23 protein-coding genes and 1 other annotated feature are annotated in these 19,894 nt (G+C 53.6%); of the genes, 15 read left to right on the forward strand and 8 right to left on the reverse strand.

Features of this window, described 5'->3' with window-relative positions; genetic code table 11:
• Window positions 1–11: 11 nt before the first annotated feature.
• Together yddG and nadE are read right to left on the reverse strand one after the other, a co-directional pair.
• A complete protein-coding gene (gene yddG / locus LH23_RS14300) occupies window positions 12–902 on the reverse strand; it encodes an aromatic amino acid DMT transporter YddG (protein WP_039292328.1) in 891 nt (296 codons plus the stop codon).
• 66 nt (window positions 903–968) lie between these two features.
• Window positions 969–1,796: an ammonia-dependent NAD(+) synthetase gene (gene nadE, locus LH23_RS14305; RefSeq protein ID WP_039292331.1), complete on the reverse strand. Its 828-nt coding sequence runs from the start codon at window positions 1,794–1,796 to the stop codon at window positions 969–971.
• Window positions 1,797–2,063: 267 nt separating this feature from the next.
• Between nadE and osmE the strand changes: the two genes are divergently transcribed.
• Window positions 2,064–2,405 (forward strand): osmotically-inducible lipoprotein OsmE, encoded by a 342-nt coding sequence (gene osmE / locus LH23_RS14310; protein WP_008456607.1) that lies wholly within the window; start codon window positions 2,064–2,066, stop codon window positions 2,403–2,405.
• A gap of 150 nt (window positions 2,406–2,555) precedes the next feature.
• Complete coding sequence (gene cedA / locus LH23_RS14315; RefSeq protein ID WP_039292334.1) at window positions 2,556–2,792, forward strand: cell division activator CedA; 237 nt, start codon at window positions 2,556–2,558, stop codon at window positions 2,790–2,792.
• 45 nt (window positions 2,793–2,837) lie between these two features.
• Here cedA and LH23_RS14320 read toward each other — a convergent pair whose 3' ends face one another.
• From LH23_RS14320 to hxpB, 3 genes are all read right to left on the reverse strand, one after another.
• Window positions 2,838–4,229, reverse strand: coding sequence for an L-cystine transporter (locus LH23_RS14320; RefSeq protein WP_039292335.1), 1,392 nt, complete (start codon window positions 4,227–4,229; stop codon window positions 2,838–2,840).
• A 132-nt stretch (window positions 4,230–4,361) separates the two neighbouring features.
• Window positions 4,362–4,952 (reverse strand): metal-dependent hydrolase, encoded by a 591-nt coding sequence (locus LH23_RS14325; protein ID WP_039292338.1) that lies wholly within the window; start codon window positions 4,950–4,952, stop codon window positions 4,362–4,364.
• 121 nt (window positions 4,953–5,073) lie between these two features.
• Window positions 5,074–5,742, reverse strand: a complete 669-nt coding sequence (gene hxpB, locus LH23_RS14330) for a hexitol phosphatase HxpB (protein ID WP_039292341.1) — start codon at window positions 5,740–5,742, stop codon at window positions 5,074–5,076.
• A 168-nt stretch (window positions 5,743–5,910) separates the two neighbouring features.
• Here hxpB and LH23_RS14335 point away from each other — a divergent pair, with 168 nt between their 5' ends.
• Window positions 5,911–6,447 carry a YniB family protein gene (locus tag LH23_RS14335; RefSeq protein WP_039292345.1) on the forward strand — a complete coding sequence of 179 codons (537 nt, stop codon included), beginning with the start codon at window positions 5,911–5,913 and terminating at the stop codon, window positions 6,445–6,447.
• Window positions 6,448–6,482: 35 nt separating this feature from the next.
• On the opposite strand, the gene LH23_RS14340 is transcribed toward LH23_RS14335, so the two are convergent.
• The 3 genes from LH23_RS14340 to pfkB form a co-directional block, all read right to left on the reverse strand.
• The gene (locus LH23_RS14340) at window positions 6,483–7,343 is read right to left on the reverse strand and encodes a fructosamine kinase family protein (RefSeq protein ID WP_039292348.1); all 861 of its coding nucleotides are present in this window, start codon (window positions 7,341–7,343) and stop codon (window positions 6,483–6,485) included.
• Window positions 7,344–7,441: 98 nt separating this feature from the next.
• Window positions 7,442–7,723, reverse strand: a complete 282-nt coding sequence (gene ghoS, locus LH23_RS14345; protein WP_039292350.1) for a type V toxin-antitoxin system endoribonuclease antitoxin GhoS — start codon at window positions 7,721–7,723, stop codon at window positions 7,442–7,444.
• A 99-nt stretch (window positions 7,724–7,822) separates the two neighbouring features.
• The gene (gene pfkB, locus LH23_RS14350; RefSeq protein WP_039292352.1) at window positions 7,823–8,752 is read right to left on the reverse strand and encodes a 6-phosphofructokinase II; all 930 of its coding nucleotides are present in this window, start codon (window positions 8,750–8,752) and stop codon (window positions 7,823–7,825) included.
• Window positions 8,753–9,042: 290 nt separating this feature from the next.
• On the opposite strand from pfkB, the gene LH23_RS14355 reads away from it, so the two are divergent.
• From LH23_RS14355 to btuC, 12 genes are all read left to right on the forward strand, one after another.
• Window positions 9,043–9,801 (forward strand): DUF481 domain-containing protein, encoded by a 759-nt coding sequence (locus LH23_RS14355; protein ID WP_039292354.1) that lies wholly within the window; start codon window positions 9,043–9,045, stop codon window positions 9,799–9,801.
• A gap of 124 nt (window positions 9,802–9,925) precedes the next feature.
• Window positions 9,926–10,180: a hypothetical protein gene (locus tag LH23_RS14360; RefSeq protein ID WP_039292356.1), complete on the forward strand. Its 255-nt coding sequence runs from the start codon at window positions 9,926–9,928 to the stop codon at window positions 10,178–10,180.
• 258 nt (window positions 10,181–10,438) lie between these two features.
• Window positions 10,439–12,367, forward strand: coding sequence for a threonine--tRNA ligase (gene thrS / locus LH23_RS14365; protein WP_039292358.1), 1,929 nt, complete (start codon window positions 10,439–10,441; stop codon window positions 12,365–12,367).
• 3 nt (window positions 12,368–12,370) lie between these two features.
• Window positions 12,371–12,913 carry a translation initiation factor IF-3 gene (gene infC / locus LH23_RS14370; RefSeq protein ID WP_071530481.1) on the forward strand — a complete coding sequence of 181 codons (543 nt, stop codon included), beginning with the start codon at window positions 12,371–12,373 and terminating at the stop codon, window positions 12,911–12,913.
• A gap of 91 nt (window positions 12,914–13,004) precedes the next feature.
• Window positions 13,005–13,202, forward strand: a complete 198-nt coding sequence (gene rpmI, locus LH23_RS14375; protein WP_006118955.1) for a 50S ribosomal protein L35 — start codon at window positions 13,005–13,007, stop codon at window positions 13,200–13,202.
• Window positions 13,203–13,246: 44 nt separating this feature from the next.
• On the forward strand, window positions 13,247–13,603 hold the full coding sequence (rplT, locus tag LH23_RS14380; protein WP_000124850.1) for a 50S ribosomal protein L20: 357 nt from the start codon (window positions 13,247–13,249) through the stop codon (window positions 13,601–13,603).
• Window positions 13,604–13,843: 240 nt separating this feature from the next.
• Window positions 13,844–13,967 (forward strand) — a sequence feature (Phe leader region).
• The gene (gene pheM, locus LH23_RS23995; protein ID WP_106120997.1) at window positions 13,849–13,893 is read left to right on the forward strand and encodes a pheST operon leader peptide PheM; all 45 of its coding nucleotides are present in this window, start codon (window positions 13,849–13,851) and stop codon (window positions 13,891–13,893) included. (Overlaps the previous feature by 45 nt.)
• Window positions 13,968–14,027: 60 nt before the next feature.
• Window positions 14,028–15,011 carry a phenylalanine--tRNA ligase subunit alpha gene (gene pheS, locus LH23_RS14385; RefSeq protein ID WP_039292361.1) on the forward strand — a complete coding sequence of 328 codons (984 nt, stop codon included), beginning with the start codon at window positions 14,028–14,030 and terminating at the stop codon, window positions 15,009–15,011.
• 14 nt (window positions 15,012–15,025) lie between these two features.
• The gene (gene pheT, locus LH23_RS14390; RefSeq protein WP_039292363.1) at window positions 15,026–17,413 is read left to right on the forward strand and encodes a phenylalanine--tRNA ligase subunit beta; all 2,388 of its coding nucleotides are present in this window, start codon (window positions 15,026–15,028) and stop codon (window positions 17,411–17,413) included.
• A 4-nt stretch (window positions 17,414–17,417) separates the two neighbouring features.
• Window positions 17,418–17,717, forward strand: a complete 300-nt coding sequence (ihfA, locus tag LH23_RS14395; RefSeq protein ID WP_001229265.1) for an integration host factor subunit alpha — start codon at window positions 17,418–17,420, stop codon at window positions 17,715–17,717.
• Between the two features lie 128 nt (window positions 17,718–17,845).
• A complete protein-coding gene (locus tag LH23_RS14400; protein WP_039292389.1) occupies window positions 17,846–18,799 on the forward strand; it encodes a bifunctional helix-turn-helix transcriptional regulator/GNAT family N-acetyltransferase in 954 nt (317 codons plus the stop codon).
• A 107-nt stretch (window positions 18,800–18,906) separates the two neighbouring features.
• The gene (gene btuC / locus LH23_RS14405; RefSeq protein WP_039292391.1) at window positions 18,907–19,887 is read left to right on the forward strand and encodes a vitamin B12 ABC transporter permease BtuC; all 981 of its coding nucleotides are present in this window, start codon (window positions 18,907–18,909) and stop codon (window positions 19,885–19,887) included.
• Window positions 19,888–19,894: the final 7 nt, after the last annotated feature.

Here is a 19,894-nt window from a genome sequence, read left to right on the forward strand (position 1 = left end):
GGGAACCGCCGTTAACCATAGCGGCGCGTGGCAAACCAGCAGAGCAGAGAACCACCGACGACCATCAGTACGCCCTGCCAGAACGCAAAGCCAGGATGCAAGCCCAGCCACAGCGTGGCGAGGAGGGCCGATAACACCGGCGTGAAGTAGGACGCCGTGGCAAGCAGCGTCATGTTTCCCTGCTGAATACCCATATTCCAGGCTGAGTAGGCGACGGCGGTAGAAATCCCCATAAATAACAGTTGTGCCGTGCCGGATAGCGTAAAGTGCATTTCCGGGTGTTCCACAAAGGCGAACTTAATCCATAGCACCAGCGCGGTGGCGCAGAAAAAGAGGCTGACGCCGCTTTTACCTTCACTCCAGCGGCGGGTAAGGTTGCAGTAAAGCGCCCAGATAACGGCGGCGGCGAAAGCCAGGCCGTAGGCCAGCGGGTTATCGAGAATGTTGTGCCACATCACGAGAGGAGACCAGTCGCCATCTCCTTTCATAACCTGCACAATCCCTGCAAGGGAAAGCGCGAGCCCTGGCCACAGCCATAAGTTGCTGCGTTGCCCGTTGATAAACAGGGCGAAAAAAACGGTCAGGCAGGGCCAGAGATAGTTGATCATCCCCAGCTCCAGGGACTGAGCGCGAGTGTGCGCAAAGCCGATTGAGAGCGCCAGGCTTATTTCATAGCCCACAAAGAGCAGCCCGCCAACCCAGAGATAGCGGGGTGGCAGTTCGCCTATTTTGGGTAAGCCCCGGACGAGGCAAAGACACAATGCGCTGACGGTGTAGAGCAGAGCCGCCCCACCGACTGCGCCAAAGTGCTCGCTGATGCTGCGCAACAGGCCAACGGAGGTACTCCAGAGTAGGATTGCGATAAGGCCGATGAGCGTGGCGCGCTGCGAAGAGGTGTCCATGTCCATCCTGTAAAAAAGGCGGCATTTTGCCGCCCTGAAAAATTGCTAACGCAAAGCTGGTTCTGGCTATTTTTTCCAGAAATCATCAAAGACGGTAATTGGCGGACGACGTTTGTGTTCCGTTTTCAGATACCAGCCTTCGATGATTTTTGCGGTTTCAGCCGGAACGGTTTTGCCTTCCAGATAATCGTCAATTTGCACGTAGGTGACGCCCAGGGCTGCTTCATCCGGCAGAGAAGGGCGATCGTCTTCGAGATCGGCTGTAGGGGCCTTCAGGTACAAATGTTCCGGGCAGCCGAGCGTTTTCAGCAGCAGTTTGCCCTGGCGTTTGTTGAGGCGGAAAATAGGGTTAATGTCGGTGCCACCGTCGCCATACTTGGTGAAGAAACCAGTAACGGCTTCCGCGGCATGGTCAGTCCCCACGACGACGCCTTTGGTCATCCCGGCGATGCTGTACTGTGCTTTCATGCGTTCACGGGCTTTTTCATTGCCGCGAACAAAATCGCTCAGTTCGATACCCGCTTCGCGCAGCGCCTGCTCGCTGGCAAGCACGGCGCCCTTAATGTTCACCGTTAGTACGCGATCGGGTTGAATAAATGTAATGGCGTCCTGGCAGTCCTGCTCGTCGGCCTGCACGCCAAACGGCAGGCGCACGGCGATAAACTGATAGCCGTTGTCGCCAGTTTCTTCACGCAGTTCGCTAATGGCTAGCTGGCAAAGTTTGCCCGTCAGCGTGGAGTCCTGGCCGCCGCTGATCCCCAGCACCAGAGATTTAATAAACGGGTAGGTTTTAAGGTACGTTTTCAGAAAATCAACGCTGACGCGGATCTCTTCGGTGGCGTCGATCTGTGGCTTGACGCCCAGTGCCTGAATAATCTCTTGTTGCAGAGCCATTTAACCCCTCCAATAAGCATTACCTGCAACGTGCAGGCTGCAAAATTTAACTGCCCTAAAACTTACCCTGTTGTGCTGAAAACGACAAGGCTCAAAGGCTTACCCGGCCCGCAGGCGGCGAGTTTTCCTGCAGACCAGACAGGATCCTTATGCATACTCATATTGTCCGAATTTTCGCGTGTTAAGGCTAACAATTTGAAAAATGTTCTTTTATATTCCAGGCTTATCTAACACGCAGGATCAATACATTCATTGATGAGGATAATTATGAATAATAAATTTGCAGGATTTTTAGGCGCGGCAGCGGTAATGACTATGCTGGCAGGGTGTACCGCTTACGATCGTACCAAAGATCTGGTGACTGAGCCGGTGGTGAAAGATGTGAAAAAAGGCATGACTCGTGCCCAGGTGCAGCAGATTGCGGGTAAACCGTCTTCCGAAATAACCATGATCCACGCCAAAGGCACCTGCCAGACCTATATTCTGGGCCAGCGTAACGGCAAAGCTGAAACCTACTTTGTTGCACTGGATGACACCGGTCGCGTGATGAACTCCGGCTACCAGACCTGTGCTGAATACGACACCGACCCGCAGGCACCTAAAGCCTAAGTTATTCCGCGTTAAAGAGCCCGGCAGCAGTCTCTGCGCCGGGCTTTTTTTACCTTACAGGCGGAGACAGAGAAGAGGGGGCGACGAAGAAGGGGGAGATCCGCTATCATGGTGAGGTTGTTCACTAATTCATTTCAAATCCCGTTGCCTATGAAACCACTGCGCCAACCGAATACTCGCCCAATCATTACCTACACGCCTCGCGTGGAGCCAGCGCCGCCTGCTCATGCGTGGCGAGTAGACGGGTTTAAAGATGTCTATCTGCTGCGCGGGCAGTATGTAGCGTTTGTTTTACTGGGTGATGCCTTCCGCCAGTCGCCGCCGTTTACTCTGCCCGAGTCGGCACAGCGCTGGGCAAAACAGGTTCGACAGGAAAACGAAGTATAAAAAAAGGCCGCTATCATTAGCGGCCTTTTTGTTTTTCAGTTCAGATTAACGGTGAGCTAATTCCACTTCATCATCACTGTTCAGAATCTCTTTGTCAGTCTGCTTCATCAACTGGCTGGTAATGGTCCCGGCGGTCATTGACCCGCTAACGTTCAGGGCGGTACGGCCCATATCAATCAGCGGCTCAACGGAAATCAGCAGTGCGACCAGCGTTACCGGCAGCCCCATTGCTGGCAGAACAATCAGCGCAGCGAAGGTTGCACCACCGCCCACGCCGGCCACGCCAGCGGAGCTAACGGTCACAATCCCTACCAGCGTTGCAATCCAGACAGGGTCCAGCGGGTTAATCCCGACGGTCGGCGCCACCATCACGGCAAGCATAGCCGGATAGAGGCCCGCACAGCCGTTTTGGCCGATGGTTGCACCGAAGGAGGCTGAGAAGCTGGCGATAGATTCTGGTACGCCAAGACGGCGGGTTTGCGCTTCCACGTTCAGAGGGATACTCGCCGCGCTGGAGCGGCTGGTGAATGCGAAGGTCAGCACCGGCCAGACTTTGCGGAAGTATTTCACCGGGCTAACGCCGTTGAACGCCAGCAGAATCGCGTGAACGCCAAACATAATCGCCAGGCCAAGGTAAGATGCCACCACAAAGCTGCCCAGCTTGATGATGTCCTGCAGGTTTGAACCTGCTACCACTTTGGTCATCAGCGCCAGCACGCCGTATGGCGTCAGCTGCATTACCAGGCGAACCAGTTTCATGACCCAGCTTTGCAGGGTGTCGATAGCTACCAGCACACGCTCGCCTTTTGGCGCATCATCTTTCAGCAGCTTCAGCGCCGCGACGCCCAGGAAGGCAGCAAAAATTACCACGCTGATGATAGACGTCGGGTTGGCACCGGTCAGATCGGCAAACGGGTTTTTCGGCACGAAGGAGAGGATCAGCTGCGGGACGGTCAGGTCTGCAACTTTACCAATGTAGCTGGACTGAATCGCCGCCAGGCGGGCGTTTTCTGCGTTGCCCTGAACCAGACCTTCTGCGGTCAGACCAAACAGGTTGGTGACCAGCACCCCGACCAGCGCGGCAATCAGCGTGGTAAATAACAGAGTACCGATAGACAGAACGCTGATTTTCCCCAGCGAAGACGCATTATGCAGCTTGGCTACGGCGCTCAGGATTGAGGCGAAGACCAGCGGCATAACAATCATCTGCAGCAGTTGCACATAGCCGTTCCCGACCACATTAAACCACTGAATGGAATCTTTCAGCACTGCGCTGTCGGAACCATAAATAGTGTGCAGCGCCAGGCCAAAGATCACGCCCAGTACCAGACCTGCCAGCACTTTTTTGGCGAGGCTCCATTGCTTATGGCGAGTTTGTGCCAGCAGCAATAGCAATACAACGAACACCACAATGTTCGCTACCAGTGGAAAATTCATCCCCGTATCTCCTGATTTATTGTCACGCGGCCGCGCATGGGCGACCGTTATGTTGCAAAGCGTAACAGATGGCAGGGTGTTGGCTTATATTCAAAAGGAATTGATTATTACAAAATGAATGATATTGGCTGTTTAACGCTCAGTCTGGTGAGTTATGAAGCTATTAAAGGTGGTTTGCAGCGAATTTATCATCTGCGAAGACCAGCGCACTGCACCGTTTTCGGGCAGGCTTTGGGGCATCCATACCGCAAAACCAAACAGCGCCATGCACAGGGCGCGCTCGAGCTGATTGCCTTTTTGCGGGCGGACGATGGGGAAACGGAAACGCCAGCGGCACGGCCACAATAGCGGCACCCCGGCAGGGGTCAGCATGTCTGCAAGGATATGGCTCAAATAACCCAGCACCATGCCCTGCAGCGCATCCGCCGGAATAACCCAGTTTTCCGGTACCTTGAGGTAAAACAGCGCCAGCCCGGCAAACACCGCAAACAGGCTGTGGGTAAAGCCCCGATGGCCGCACATTCGCGCCACCGGTTTTGAGATCCAGCTCAGCCGCTGGCCCAGGAAGGATTTGGGGTGGTCAATATCCGGTAACAGGCAGGTCAGAATTGCGGACGGCACAATATGCCACCAGTCCCCCTGAGCGAGAACGGGCGTCAGTTCGGCGTTTTTGGCAAAAACTGCGCAGGCAATAGAAAAGAGCAGGTGGCCTTCCGCCGTCATGATACAACCTGAATGAAGAAACTGTCGATTCATCCAGTATAGGGTTTTTGTACAGTATTCGGAAGCGGTGACGGTGTAACATTTTGTCAGGAAGATGGGCGGCCTGAACCGCCCAACAGGTTTAGCCTTTCAGGCTTGCTTCGGTCAGGTGAACCAGCGAAGGTAGTTTGACGTCCGCCAGACACCAGCGTGGGTCGGCAAAGTTCTCATCGGCAGGCACCACAATGGAGCGCATACGTGCCGCTTTGGTGGCTATCATGCCGTTGACGGAGTCTTCGAGCGTCACGCAGGATAGCGGGTCGATTCCCAGTTTGGCGGCAGCATCCAGATAAACTTGCGGATGCGGTTTGCTGTAAGGTAGATGCTCGGCTGAGGCGATAGCGTCGAAATACTGGCGCAGATCGAACATTTCTAGCACTTTTTCCAGCATGTGCAACGGGGAGGCGGAAGCCAGGCCAACCTTCAGGCCCAGCGTTTTGCAAAGCTTCACTGCCTCAACAACGCCAGGCAGCAGCGGGCGCTGTTCTTCAACCAACGCAATAGCGCGTTCGATAACGCGCGCGGTCACATCCTCACGTGATGGTCCGGTCCATGGCTGGCGCGAATACCAAAGTTCGACCACCAGGTCGATGCGTAATCCCAGCGTATCGGGCAGTTCATGACGACGCGTAATATCGACGCCGATGCTCTCCAGCACGTCCAGCTCCGCACGATCCCAAAGCGGTTCTGAATCTATCAGCAGCCCATCCATATCAAAAATTGCCGCAAGGATTTGGCGCGTTTCGGCCATAAAATGACTCCTTTCTGTTCGTCAAAATAAAATGTTTGTGTATCTTTAGCCGGAAACGAAGCCCGAAGCTACCGCTTTTGCGAATTTAGCCCGCAAAGCTCAGGCGAAATAGCGCCACACAGGGTAGACTTTGAGCGTATAACGTTACGTCCTAATAAAGGGGAGTGCATGACGTATCAACAAGCTGGACGCATTGCGATTTTAAAGCGCGTGGCGGGCTGGGTTATTTTTATCCCGGCGCTGCTGTCGACGGTGATTTCCGTCCTGAAATTTATGTATCAGCACAGTGAAAAACAGCCGGGCATTGACGCCGTGATGATGGATTTCGCCCACGTGATGATTGAGATGATGCGTTTTAATACGCCGTTCCTGAATCTCTTCTGGTACAACTCGCCGCTGCCGGATTTTAACGGCCAGGTGAATATTTTCTTCTGGCTGATATTTGCGCTGATTTTTATCGGACTGGCGCTACAGGACTCCGGGGCTCGCATGAGCCGCCAGGCGAAATTCCTGCGCGAGGGCGTGCAGGATCAGCTGATTCTTGAACAGGCGAAAGGGCCGGATGGACTCAGCAAGGCGCAGCTCGATGCGAAAGTGGTTGTACCGCATCACACGATTTTACTGCAGATTTTCCCGCTCTATATCCTGCCGGTGATTGTCATCGTGGTGGGCTATTTCTTCTTCAAGCTGCTCGGCTTTTTATAAAATAACGGCCACGCCTTCCAGGAGTGGCCCGCTTTTTACACCGCTAACACTTTCTCCAGCGCTTTTTGCGCCGTCACCAGGTGCTGCCCGCCGAACAGAATCGCCCGGTTAAGCAGGGTATACAGTTGGTAAATGGGCTGGCGGTCGAGAAAGCCTGTCGGCAGCGGCGATACGGATTGATAGCCGTCGTAAATTTGTGGCGGCTGGTCGGTGTGCAGCGGCAGCATGGCCAGGTCGCATTCCCGGTCACCCCAGTAGCAGGCGGGGTCGTAAATAAAGGGCCCGTCAGGCCCAAGGGCGCAGTTGCCCGACCAGAGATCGCCGTGCAGCAGCGAAGGCTGGGGCTGATGAGAGGCCAGCGCCTGTTGGACAAAATCAACGATCAAATCAATATCGCCATAGTCGATACCTTTTTCTGCCGCCATTTCCAACTGCCAACCAATGCGTTGTTCGGCAAAGAAGGTCGACCAGCGCCGCTGCCAGGCGTTGGGCTGCGGTGTGGTAGAGAGATCGTTATCGAAGTCGAGACCGAACTGCGGCTGGTCGCTCCATTGATGAAGCCGGGCCAGTTGCTGACCGAGGAGAAAGGCGTTATGGGCATCAAGGGGTTTAGAAGGCAGAAATTCCAGCAGCAAGAAGCTGTAATCTCTGTCGCTGCCGAGAGCCCAGACTTTGGGTACTCTGACGGTTTTACTTCGCGACAGTAGCTCTAGCTGGTCGGCTTCTGCCGTGAAGATGGGCAACATTTCTCGTTCGTCACACTTGACGAAAATCTCGTGGCCCGCATAACGAATATGCCATGCCGCGTGAATTTCGCCGCCGGGTAGTTCAGTGCGCTGTTCAATCTCTGCTTCGCCCAACTGCTCGCTTAACAAATGACGGATGGCTTGCCACATGACTTTTCTCCCCAGGTTTGCTGGTAGACACTGCAATCAATAGCTTATCGCCGTTTGCGGGGCAAAAACACGCGCTGACGCACAACCCCGGCCACTACTTACTTTTGTTTCTGCCAGATTTCCCAGCGTGTAACAACGACAGCAGGCTCCGTTCCCAACGCCACTGCTCCCAACCCTCTGGCCAGGGCTTCAACTTCTTGTTCGTCAAGCGGGCTGATTAGCCCGAAGCTGCCCGGGCCAAGTTCGTGAATTTTGCCTTGATCATCGGTGAGCGTGAGGGTAAAGCCGCCGCGCGTGAGCTGGTTGTTCAGCTCGTTGATGTCGGCCAGGCTTTGTTCCGCAAATTGCACCGTTATCACATAGCGTTCAACATCGCTCATAGTCACCCCGTTGTTATCCTGAAGGATTTAGCATAGTTCATGCTGCCGGAATGGCGATATTCTCGCCCCGCGGCAGCCCGTTTATTATGCAACGAAACGTTAGCCTCGTAGCCAGGTGTAAATTTTCTGCGTATTTTCCAGCGAGCAGAGGCGGGTGCCTTTGTTCAACGTAGCGGCACTGCCGGCAGCCACTCCATAGCGAACGATATCCAGCAGAGGCGCGTTTTCCGCAAGCTTGAGCGTCATGGCACCAACCATGCTGTCCCCTGCTCCGACGGTGCTTTGGCTTTTAACCGGCGGCGGCACAACGTGTACGCATTCGTGTGCATCCACCGCCAGGGCTCCCTGTGCTCCCAGAGAAACCACGACGCGTTTTGCCTGGCCCGTGTCCACGAGGTGCTGAGCTGCAGCACGCACGTCGTCCGGCTGCGTAAGTTCGCGCTGAACTAAGGCACTCAGCTCTTTTTGGTTTGGCTTCACCAGTTCGATGTCGCCTAACGTGAGTGTGGCTTTCAGCGCCTCACCTGAACTGTCCACAATGCAGCGTATGCCTTTTTCCTGAGCCGTTTTTACCAGATGGCAAAGCTTTTTGAGATCAACGCCCGGCGGCAGGCTGCCGCTGATTGCCAGAATATCGCCGCGATGAAGGGCCAGCGCTTTTTGTTCCAGCTGCAGGAACTCATCATCCGTCAGGGCGGCTCCGGGCATAACAAATCTATATTGTTCGCCAGTAGATTCGGTATGAACGTGCAAATTCTGGCGAGTCCAGTCTTTTGCTTCTACGGTGTCCACGGTGACATGTTCTTCAAGCAGCAGATCGCGAAGATGCTGGCCAGTCGCGCCGCCAACCGGAAATATCGCCGTGGCATGCCCCCCCAAATGCACAATGGCACGGGCAACGTTTATGCCGCCGCCGCCGGGTTCAAAAATGGGTGAGGTGCAGCGAAGTTTCCCTTCAGGGTAGATCTGCGCCGTGACGGTGGCGCTGTCGAGGGAAGGGGCGAGGGTGAGTGTAAAAATAGCGGTCATGTCTCCTCCTTTTTAGCCATTGTCCTAAAGCGTAGCACCGAAGCGGGAAGTGAAATGTTAATTAAAATCATGATTTATCGAATGATTATCCAAAAATCATAACCTTCGTATCCTTATGAAAATAAAGATATTTTAAGAGCTCTCTTATACAAAAAATGAAACAAGAATCCATTGCTATGTTATTGCGGAGTTTTTATAATTTGTAACCTTTCCGGGGCGGCTTCGATTTGATCCCGTGGAAAGATTCCGGAACCTTAGTGGTTTCTTTTTTGTGTTGTACGGATTAATAAATGAAGCTTTTAAAGACAGTGCCGGTTGCACTTTTACTCACCGGTGGAGCGTTCTTTAGCCACTTCGCAGTGGCAGATGACTCAGTATTTACTGTCATGGATGACCCGACTACCGCGAAGAAACCCTTCGAAGGTAATCTGAATGCAGGCTATCTTGCGCAGGCAGGCAATACCAAAAGTTCCAACTTGACTGCTAACACCAATATGACCTGGTACAACACGGCTACCGCCTGGTCAATTTGGGGTACCGCCAGTAACACCTCTTCCAACGATGTGCGCTCTTCTGAGAAATACTCAGCAGGTGGGCGTGGTCGTTACAACATGACTGACTATGACTATCTCTTTGGTCAGGCAAGCTGGTTGACTGACCGGTACAACGGCTATCATGCGCGCGATGTATTCACCGCGGGTTATGGTCGTCAGTTGCTGAACGGCCCGGTTCACAGTCTGCGTGTGGAATTCGGTCCAGGTGTTCGTTATGACGAATTTACCGATGGTAACAACGAGACTCAGGCGCTGGGCTATGCGTCTGCGACTTACAACTGGCAGCTAACCGACAACGCTAAATTTATTCAGGGCGTGTCCGTGCTGGGCAGTGACGATACCACGGTGAACTCCGAAACGGCGCTGGATGTGGCCATCAGTGAGCACTTTGGCCTGAAAGTAGGCTACAACGTGACCTGGAACTCCGATCCGCCGTCTACTGCACCAAACCATACCGACAGACGTACGCAAATTACGCTCGGATATAAGATGTAAGATTAGGAAGCCGGATACTATCCGGCTTTGTTTTTTCCTCGTGTGGCCGCTCTTCGTTTTTTCCTATCTTTTTGAGAACCAAAACCGCCTGGCAAACTGCATCGTGCCCTGAGAATAATCGTGCATGACTATCTATCGCGTACGAGTAGGGTTTCATAACCCTTCAGCCCTGACCTTCAGGCAGCTTGATGAAATACTGGAGCCGCAGCGATTCTGGCGCACTGAGTCCGGCGGCGGGACCTTTCGTTATTTCATGGAATACGAATATGAGTCGGAACTAAGGGATCTTTGTGCGGTTTGCGAACTGGCATACTCCCAGGCCTGTAAGGTAAAAAAATGCCCGCTGGTGCTGGTGGAAGAGAAAAGCAAAGCGGCATAACATGCCTTGAGAAAGGCAGATGGCAGCCTTATTTATCAAGCGTGTTCCTGGCAACAAGGGATGTATTCCCCTATGCGTTAGTGTTACCATCTACAGTTCAGGTGAGATGGCAGCGATGCCATTTTTCATTTGTACACCAGACTGCGTACCAATTCGGCGATTGTTGGTCAAATGGTTACGCAACGAGTTGTTCTAAATCCAATTTCTCTACTGTATGTGATCTTTCGTGTGGGTCACCACTGCAGATAAGGACTTAACATGCCTGTTATTACTCTTCCTGATGGCAGCCAACGCCATTACGACAAACCCGTTAGCCCAATGGACGTTGCGCTGGATATCGGTCCAGGTCTTGCCAAAGCCTGTATCGCTGGCCGCGTAGACGGTGAACTGGTTGATGCTTCCGATATTATCGAAAACGACGCGAAGCTTGCCATTATCACCGCTAAAGACGAAGCGGGTCTGGAAATTCTTCGCCACTCTTGTGCTCACCTGCTGGGCCATGCCATCAAGCAGCTGTGGCCGCACACTAAAATGGCGATCGGCCCGGTTATCGACAACGGTTTCTACTACGACGTTGATCTGGACCACACCCTGACGCAGGAAGATCTTGAGCTGCTCGAGAAGCGTATGCACGAGCTGGCCGAGAAAGATTACGACGTTATCAAGAAGAAGGTGAGCTGGCAGGAAGCGCGTGAGACTTTCGTCAATCGCGGTGAGAACTATAAAGTCGCCATTCTTGATGAAAACATCAGCCATGATGACAAACCAGGTTTGTATCATCATGAAGAATACGTGGATATGTGCCGCGGGCCACATGTGCCAAACATGCGTTTCTGCCATCACTTCAAGCTGCAGAAAACCTCCGGCGCATACTGGCGCGGTGACAGCAACAACAAGATGCTGCAGCGTATCTACGGCACCGCCTGGGCGGACAAAAAGCAGCTGAATGCTTATCTGCAGCGTCTGGAAGAAGCGTCCAAGCGCGATCACCGTAAAATCGGCAAGCAGCTTGACCTGTACCATATGCAGGAAGAAGCGCCGGGTATGGTGTTCTGGCATAACGACGGCTGGACTATTTTCCGCGAGCTGGAAGTGTTCGTTCGTTCCAAGCTGAAAGAGTACCAGTACCAGGAAGTGAAAGGTCCGTTCATGATGGACCGCGTCCTGTGGGAAAAAACTGGCCACTGGGACAACTACAAAGACGCGATGTTCACCACCTCTTCCGAGAACCGTGAATACTGCATCAAACCGATGAACTGCCCGGGCCACGTGCAGATCTTCAACCAGGGCCTGAAGTCCTACCGCGACCTGCCGCTGCGTATGGCGGAATTTGGTAGCTGCCACCGCAATGAGCCTTCAGGCGCGCTGCATGGCTTGATGCGTGTGCGCGGCTTTACTCAGGACGATGCCCACGTCTTCTGTACTGAAGAGCAGGTTCGTGATGAAGTAAACAGCTGCATCCGCATGGTATACGACATGTACAGCACCTTCGGTTTCGAGAAAATCGTGGTGAAACTGTCTACCCGTCCGGAAAAACGCATCGGCAGTGACGAAATGTGGGATCGCGCGGAAGCGGATCTGGCCGTTGCGCTGCAGGAAAACAATATCCCGTTTGACTATCAGCCGGGTGAAGGTGCATTCTACGGCCCGAAAATTGAGTTCACGCTGTATGACTGCCTGGATCGTGCGTGGCAGTGCGGTACCGTTCAGCTTGACTTCTCCCTGCCAACCCGCTTGAACGCCTCCTATATTGGCGAAAATAACGAGCGTTTGGTGCCGGTAATGATTCACCGCGCCATTTTAGGTTCAATGGAACGCTTTATCGGTATTCTGACTGAAGAGTTTGCTGGTTTCTTCCCAACCTGGCTTGCTCCAGTGCAGGCGGTGGTGATGAATATCACCGACGGCCAGGCAGAATACGTTAACGAATTGACTCGTAAACTCCAAAATGCGGGCATTCGCGTAAAAGCAGACTTGAGAAATGAGAAGATAGGCTTTAAAATCCGTGAACACACGTTACGTCGTGTCCCTTATATGCTGGTTTGTGGCGATAAAGAGGTCGAAGCAGGCAAAGTTGCCGTTCGTACCCGCCGCGGCAAAGACCTGGGGAGCATGGACGTCAACGAATTGATTGAAAAGCTGCAGCAAGAAATTCGCAGCCGCAATCTTCATCAACTGGAGGAATAAAGTATTAAAGGCGGAAAAAGAGTTCAACCGGCGCGTCCTAATCGCATTAACAGAGAGATTCGTGCCACTGAGGTTCGTCTGACCGGTATTGATGGCGAGCAGATTGGTATTGTCAGTCTGAATGAAGCTTTAGAAAAAGCCGAAGAGGCTGGGGTTGATTTAGTAGAAATCAGTCCAAACGCCGAGCCGCCTGTTTGCCGCATCATGGACTACGGCAAGTTCCTCTACGAGAAAAGCAAATCTTCTAAGGAACAGAAGAAGAAGCAAAAAGTTATTCAGGTTAAGGAAATTAAATTCCGACCTGGTACCGATGATGGCGACTATCAGGTAAAACTCCGCAGCCTGGTTCGCTTTCTGGAAGACGGAGACAAAGCCAAAATCACCCTGCGTTTCCGTGGGCGTGAAATGGCACACCAACAGATTGGTATGGAAGTGCTTAACCGCGTCCGTGACGATCTGAGTGAACTGGCAGTGGTCGAATCCTTCCCAACGAAGATCGAAGGCCGCCAGATGATCATGGTGCTTGCTCCGAAGAAGAAACAGTAAGGCCATCAAGTAACATACCGCGGGGCTTCGGCCTCGCGGGTTTTGTTCGCCTACTGGTTCGTTTTATTAACAATGCGAAGTGGAAATTGAAATGCCAAAGATTAAAACAGTACGCGGCGCCGCTAAGCGCTTCAAAAAGACTGCTTCTGGCGGTTTTAAGCGTAAGCACGCTAACCTGCGTCACATTCTGACTAAAAAGTCTACCAAACGTAAACGTCATCTGCGTCCGAAAGGCATGGTCTCCAAAGGGGATCTGGGCCTGGTTGTCGCTTGTCTGCCGTACGCATAAGTAAACTTTTTTTAATTAATTCAGAATAGAAACAGGAGAGCTAAATGGCTCGCGTAAAACGTGGTGTAATTGCACGTGCTCGTCACAAAAAAATCCTCAAACAAGCTAAAGGTTACTATGGTGCGCGTTCTCGCGTATACCGCGTTGCCTTCCAGGCTGTTATCAAAGCTGGTCAGTACGCTTACCGCGACCGTCGTCAACGTAAACGTCAGTTCCGCCAGCTGTGGATTGCACGTATCAACGCTGCAGCTCGTCAGAACGGTATCTCTTACAGCAAATTCATCAACGGCCTGAAAAAAGCCTCTGTTGAAATCGACCGTAAGATCCTGGCTGACATCGCCGTATTCGACAAAGTGGCATTCACTGCCCTGGTTGAGAAAGCGAAAGCAGCTCTGGCATAAGCCAGTTATAAGAGGGAGCTTGCTCCCTCTTTTAATTTATCCCCGTCATACTTCAATCTGTAGCTGCGTTAACTGCACTCGCTGACCCCAGTCACTTACTTAAGTAAGCTCCCGGGGATAATCAAGCTTGTCGCCTTACTACAAATCGAATTATTAGGGCATAACACAATCAATTTATTGACTTTCAACGCCGTAGCTCGTTCAATAGCCAAAGCGAAATTTGTCAAAATAAGGTAACTGCAAGCATGAATGCTGCTATTTTCCGCTTCTTTTTTTACTTTAGCGCCTGACTCAGGGGGCTTTGCGCGTAAGAAAAGAAACGAAAAACAGCGCCGAAAGCCTCCTGTACGGAGGCTTTTTTTTTGCGTTTCGTTTTCGAATCAGACCAACTACCCCGGCAGTTTGCCGGCATAAGAGGAATACCATGCCACATCTCGCAGAGCTGGTTGCCAGTGCCAAAGCAGCCATAAACGATGCCCATGATGTTGCCGCGTTAGATAACGTACGCGTCGAATATTTAGGGAAGAAGGGGCACCTGACCCTTCAGATGACCACCCTGCGTGAGCTGCCACCGGAAGACCGTCCGGCTGCGGGCGCGGTGATAAACGAAGCTAAAGAGCAGGTTCAGGAAGCCCTGAATGCCCGTAAAGCTGACCTGGAAAGTGCTGCGCTGAACGAGCGTCTGGCTGCGGAAACGATTGACGTTTCTCTGCCCGGTCGCCGGATTGAAAACGGTGGCCTGCACCCGGTAACCCGCACCATCGACCGTATCGAAAGCTTCTTCGGCGAGCTGGGCTTCACCGTAGCGACCGGCCCTGAAATCGAAGATGACTATCACAACTTCGATGCGCTGAATATTCCTGGTCACCACCCGGCGCGCGCGGACCACGATACTTTCTGGTTTGACGCCACCCGTCTGCTGCGTACCCAGACTTCTGGCGTGCAGATCCGCACCATGAAAGACAAACAGCCGCCCATTCGCATTATCGCCCCGGGCCGCGTCTATCGTAACGACTACGATCAGACCCACACCCCGATGTTCCACCAGATGGAAGGCCTGATCGTTGATACCAACATCAACTTCACCAACCTGAAGGGAACGCTGCACGATTTCCTGAACAACTTCTTCGAAGAAGACCTGCAGATTCGTTTCCGTCCGTCCTACTTCCCGTTCACCGAACCGTCCGCAGAAGTGGATGTTATGGGTAAAAACGGCAAGTGGCTGGAAGTGCTGGGCTGCGGCATGGTGCATCCGAACGTGCTGCGTAACGTGGGCATTGATCCGGAAGTTTACTCCGGCTTCGCCTTCGGTATGGGCATGGAGCGTCTGACCATGTTGCGCTATGGCGTAACCGATCTGCGTGCATTCTTCGAAAATGATTTACGTTTCCTCAAACAGTTCAAATAAAGGCGGGATATCCAATGAAATTCAGTGAACTCTGGTTACGCGAATGGGTAAACCCAGCCAACAACAGTGACGAACTTTCCAGCCAGATAACCATGGCCGGGCTTGAAGTTGACGGTGTCGACGCCGTCGCAGGAGCTTTCCACGGCGTTGTGGTCGGGGAAGTGGTTGAATGCGGTCAGCACCCGAACGCCGACAAACTGCGCGTAACAAAAGTTAACGTCGGTGGCGATCGCCTGCTGGATATCGTCTGCGGCGCACCAAACTGCCGTCAGGGTCTGAAAGTCGCCGTGGCGACCGTTGGCGCCGTGCTGCCGGGTGACTTCAAAATCAAAGCGGCGAAACTGCGCGGCGAGCCATCCGAAGGCATGCTGTGTTCCTTCTCCGAGCTGGGTATTTCTGATGACCACAATGGCATCATCGAGCTGCCGGCAGACGCGCCAATCGGTACCGACATCCGCGAGTACCTGAAGCTGAACGACAACACCATTGAAATCAGCGTCACGCCAAACCGTGCCGACTGCCTCGGTATTATCGGCGTAGCTCGCGACGTGGCGGTGGTGAACAAGCTGCCCCTGGCTGAGCCGGAAATTACCGCCGTTGCCGCGACGATCAATGACACGCTGCCTATTCGCGTAGACGCCGCAGAAGCTTGCCCACGTTATCTGGGCCGCGTCGTGAAAGGCATCAACGTTAAGGCACCAACGCCGCTGTGGATGAAAGAGAAGCTGCGCCGTTGCGGCATCCGTTCCATTGATGCGGTCGTTGACGTGACCAACTATGTACTGCTGGAGCTTGGCCAGCCGATGCACGCCTTCGACCTGAACCGCATTGAAGGTGGGATCGTCGTGCGTATGGCGGAAGAGGGCGAAACCCTGGTCCTGCTGGACGGCAGCGAAGCGAAGCTGAACGCCGACACCCTGGTTATTGCTGACCACAATAAAGCGCTGGCCATGGGCGGTATCTTCGGCGGCGAGCATTCAGGCGTTAACGACGAAACTCAGAACGTACTGCTGGAATGTGCCTTCTTCAGCCCGCTGTCCATCACCGGTCGTGCGCGTCGTCATGGTCTGCATACCGATGCTTCTCACCGCTATGAGCGCGGCGTCGATCCAGCGCTGCAGTACAAAGCGATGGAGCGAGCGACCCGCCTGCTGGTGGATATCTGCGGCGGCGAAGCTGGCCCGGTTATCGATGTCACAAGCGAAGCGCACCTGCCTAAGCGCGCCACGATCACGCTTCGTCGTAGCAAACTGGACCGTCTGATTGGTCACCACATCGAAGATGCTCAGGTCAGCGACATTCTGCGTCGTCTGGGCTGCGAAGTGACCGAAGGTCAGGCGCAGTGGACCGCCGTGGCGCCAAGCTGGCGTTTCGATATGGAAATTGAAGAAGACCTGGTGGAAGAAGTGGCCCGTGTTTACGGCTACAACAGTATTCCAAACAGCCCGGTACAGGCAGGCCTTGTGATGGGCACCCATCGCGAAGCCGACCTCTCTCTGAAGCGTGTGAAAACCATGCTGGTGGACAAAGGTTACCAGGAAGTCATTACCTACAGCTTCGTCGACCCGAAAATTCAGCAGCTTCTGCACCCTGGCGAAGAAAATCTGATTCTTCCTAATCCGATCTCTACCGACATGTCCGCTATGCGTCTGTCGTTGTGGAGTGGCCTGCTGACCACCGTGGTTTATAACCAGAACCGCCAGCAAAGCCGCGTGCGTATTTTTGAGTCTGGCCTGCGCTTTGTGCCTGATACTCAGGCAGACCTTGGGATTCGTCAGGATCTTATGCTGGCGGGGGCTATCTGCGGCAACCGCTATGAAGAGCACTGGGATCTGGCGCGTAACACCGTTGACTTCTATGATCTGAAAGGCGATCTGGAGTCCGTTCTGGCCCTCACCGGCAAACTTTCAGACATCGAATTCAGAGCGCAGGCAAATCCGGCCTTGCATCCTGGGCAAAGTGCTGCCATTTATTTAGCTGGTGAATGCATTGGTTTCATTGGTGTTGTTCACCCGGAGCTGGAGCGTAAACTGGACCTTAACGGCCGCACGGTGGTGTTCGAGGTGCTGTGGAGCAAGCTCGCAGACCGCGTGGTGCCTGAGGCGCAGGACGTTTCTCGCTTCCCGGCAAACCGCCGCGATATCGCTGTTGTGGTGGCTGAAAACGTCCCGGCAGCAGATGTTTTGGCCGAGTGTAAGAAAGTTGGCGCAAATCAGGTAGTTGGCGTAAACTTATTTGACGTGTACCGTGGCAAGGGCGTAGCCGATGGCTACAAGAGCCTGGCCATAAGCCTTATCCTTCAGGATACGGGCCGTACACTCGAAGAAGAGGAGATGGCCGCTACCGTTGCAAAATGTGTAGAGGCATTAAAAGAGCGATTCCAGGCATCATTGAGGGATTGAACGTATGGCGCTTACAAAAGCTGAAATGTCAGAATATCTGTTTGATAAGCTTGGGCTTAGCAAACGAGATGCCAAAGAGCTGGTAGAGCTGTTTTTCGAAGAGATCCGTCGCGCTCTGGAAAACGGTGAGCAGGTTAAACTCTCGGGCTTTGGTAATTTTGACTTACGCGATAAAAACCAACGTCCCGGGCGCAACCCGAAGACCGGTGAAGATATTCCCATTACGGCGCGCCGTGTGGTGACCTTCCGACCTGGTCAGAAGCTAAAAAGTCGGGTTGAAAACGCGTCGCCAAAAGACGAGTAACCTGAGTTAACAAAAAAGGCCGCATTCGCGGCCTTTTTCTTTTAAGCTCTATTGCTTAACGACATACGCTTGACAAACATTCTCGCCAAATGGTTGTATTGTACAACCATATTTTAACGGTATCGATTATGTCTGACAGCACCCTTATCGAATCTATTCGCGCCTCGTCGCGCCAGGTTGTGCGCGAGCTTGGTTTCCTGAACTCAACGCTTGCCGCGACGAACTACTCGGCTTCTGCGGTTCATGCTTTGCTGGAAATTGATTCACGGGAGAACGTCACTGCCGCCGATCTGGTTCAGGTGCTTAGCCTGGAGAAGTCGAGCGTCAGCCGAATGATAGGCAAACTGCGAAAGGCGGGAGAACTGTTCGAGAGCGTTTCAGACGAAGATGCCAGAGCCAGGCGGCTCCAGTTGACTCCCCAGGGTAAACAAACGGTCAGGGAAATCCACCGATACGGCAGAATGCGCGTAGAGAAGGCGCTGGTGCACCTGAATGCTCAGGCACAGCAATCTGTAGCGGATGGCTTGTTCAACTATGCTCAGGCGCTGAAAGCCTGTCGCGGTGAGTTGACGGGCGACAAGGGAAGAAAAAACTTCGAGATAATGACGGGATACCAGCCGGGTGTAATTGGCCGCGTGGCGGAAATGCACGCTAACTATTACTCAAAGCACTATGGCTTTGGCCATTTTTTTGAGGGGAAAGTCGCCGCCGGGCTGGCGGAGTTTTCAGGGCGGTTGGATCGCTCGTGTAACCGCATCTGGGTGGTGTTCCGCAATGGCAAAATAGTAGGCTCTGTATCCATCGATGGCGAGGATCTGGGCAATCACGAAGCCCATTTGCGCTGGTTTATTCTCGACGATGAGTGCCGTGGCAGCGGTATCGGGCGGGCGCTATTACACGAAGCCATGCGCTTTTGCGATGAGTATGGGTTTTCCGCCGTGCAGCTGTGGACTTTTAGCGGCCTGAATGCGGCTCGCCATCTTTATGAATCGATGGGATTTGAACTAACCCGGCAATGGCAGGGTGAGCAATGGGGAAGCTCAATGCTGGAGCAGCAGTTTACGCGGAAACGACCGGCATAAGAGTCATTCGGGACAAGCGTGCTATTACGGTCTTTTCTTTGCTTGTTCTCTTCGGCGAACTCCCCGTAAAATCAGGCGCATAAACGGGCAGGGGGAGCCTTTACGGAATGCTGAATTTTGTAACCAGACAACGCCGCTTTGAGCGACACTGGCTAACAGCCCTGGTTTTTGCCACGGTGGCTATGCTTGTCCTGAGCCTGTGCGCCGGGGATGTCTGGTTTTCACCTCTTTCCTGGTGGAGTGACGAAGCTAAGCTCTTCATCTGGCAAATCCGCTTGCCGCGAACGCTTGCGGTCCTGCTGGTGGGTGCAGCGCTGGCCGTGACCGGCACGGTTATGCAGTCGCTGTTTGAAAATCCTCTGGCAGAACCCGGTTTACTGGGCGTTTCCAATGGCGCTGGCGTCGCGCTGGTTATCGCTCTGCTGCTCGGGCAGGGGATGCTGCCAGGTTGGGCGCTGGGGCTGTGTGCCATTCTCGGTGCCTTAGCGATCACTCTTATTCTGTTACGTTTTTCCCGTCGTCATCTCTCTACCAGTCGTCTATTACTTGCAGGTGTCGCGCTCGGCATTATTTGTAGCGCCCTGATGACCTGGGCGGTCTACTTTAGCTCCAGCCTCGACTTGCGTCAGTTGATGTACTGGATGATGGGCGGTTTTGGCGGCGTGGACTGGCGGCAGAGCTGGCTGATGCTGACGCTGCTGCCGGTAGTGGTCTGGCTGTGTCGGCAGCATGCGCCGCTCAACCTGATGGCGCTGGGTGAAAACTCAGCTCGGCAGCTGGGGCTTTCCGTCTGGCTTTGGCGCAATATTTTGGTTGTAGTGACCGGCTGGCTGGTTGGTGTGAGCGTCGCGCTTGCCGGCGCGATTGGATTTGTCGGTCTGGTTATCCCACACATGCTGAGGCTTGCCGGGTTAACCGATCATCGCGTTTTGCTGCCTGCCAGCGCGCTGGCAGGGGCCGCGGTCTTAACTGGTGCGGATGTGGTGGCAAGGCTTGCGCTAAGCTCTGCCGAGCTGCCCATTGGCGTAGTCACCGCTACGCTCGGCGCGCCGGTGTTTATCTGGCTATTATTGAAAGCCGGACGTTAATTCGGCT

The sequence above is a fragment of the Cedecea neteri genome, from assembly GCF_000758305.1.
GTDB lineage: Bacteria > Pseudomonadota > Gammaproteobacteria > Enterobacterales > Enterobacteriaceae > Cedecea > Cedecea neteri_C.